Source organism: Mycobacterium sp. TH-M82 (assembly GCF_057473605.1).
The window spans coordinates 1-1,054 of the sequence record NZ_JBYCKY010000756.1; the positions used below are offsets into that span (position 1 = coordinate 1).

The window sequence follows — 1,054 nt, forward strand, 5'->3', positions numbered from 1 at the left end:
CGGCGCATCTTCTCCTCGACCTCGTCGACGATGGCGTTGACCTGCCGCTCGTTGGACGCCGACGCGATGACGAAGCAGTCCGTGATGACCAGCTGGCCGGAGACGTCGATCACGATGACGTCATCGGCGAGTTTGGCGGCGGCCGCACCGGCGGCCACCGTCGCCATGTCGATGGCTTCCTGCGTCGCGGTCATGTGTCGTGTCCCGTCGCCCGGCCGACCTGTGCGTTCCCGCAGTAGAGCCGGCGCTTGGATACGTACTGAACGACGCCGTCGGGCATCAGGTACCACAACGGACGCGCCTGGGCGGCACGCCGTCGGCAATCGGTCGACGAGATCGCCAGCGCCGGGATCTCCACGAGGGTCAGCGCATCGGAGGCCAGCTCGCCCAGCACTCCGGTGATGTGCTCATCCTGCAGCTCGTAGCCGGGGCGGCTGACGCCGACGAAGTGAGCCAGGTCGAAGGCCTCCTCCCAGCCGCGCCACGACAGGATGGAGGCCAACGCGTCCGCGCCGGTGATGAAGTACAGCCGGGCGTCCGGGTTGACCGCGTGCAGGTCGCGCAGCGTGTCCCGGGTGTAAGTGGGGCCGGCGCGGTCGATGTCGACCCGGCTCACCGAGAACCGGGGATTGGACGCGGTGGCGATCACGGTCATCAAGTAGCGGTCCTCGGCGGCCGACACCGGCCGGCCCTTCTGCCAGGGCTGGCCGCTGGGCACGAACACCACCTCGTCTAGGTCGAAAAGGTCGGCGACTTCGCTGGCGGCGACCAGATGGCCGTAATGGATGGGATCGAACGTCCCACCCATCACCCCGAGCCTGCGACACCGCTTTTGCACGATTCGCCAGCTTACTTCAGTAACGCGTCGGGAACCCACGGCGAGCTCTGTGGGCCGCCCGGCTCACACGGGCAGCAGCTGGTCGATCACCGCGGCCAGTTGCTTGGCCGACCGGCATTCGTGCATCGTGATCGCCTCCTGGTAACGCGGCACCGCGGAGTCGCCGCTGCCCCACAGGTGTCGGGGCTCGGGGTTGAGCCAGTGCGCGTGCCGGCT

At 68.3% G+C, this 1,054-nt stretch carries 3 protein-coding genes; all 3 read right to left on the bottom strand.

The features are described 5' to 3' along the window. A partial coding sequence (locus tag AC2VON_RS22470; protein ID WP_486954848.1) for an RsfS/YbeB/iojap family protein occupies window positions 1-194 on the bottom strand: 194 nt, incomplete at its 3' end. Then, window positions 191-838 carry a nicotinate-nucleotide adenylyltransferase gene (gene nadD, locus AC2VON_RS22475; protein ID WP_421529275.1) on the bottom strand — a complete coding sequence of 216 codons (648 nt, stop codon included), beginning with the start codon at window positions 836-838 and terminating at the stop codon, window positions 191-193. The genes AC2VON_RS22470 and nadD, both read right to left, overlap by 4 nt. Before the next feature lie 63 nt (window positions 839-901). Continuing rightward, window positions 902-1,054: VWA domain-containing protein (locus tag AC2VON_RS22480; protein WP_486954849.1), on the bottom strand; the 153-nt coding region annotated here is incomplete at its 5' end.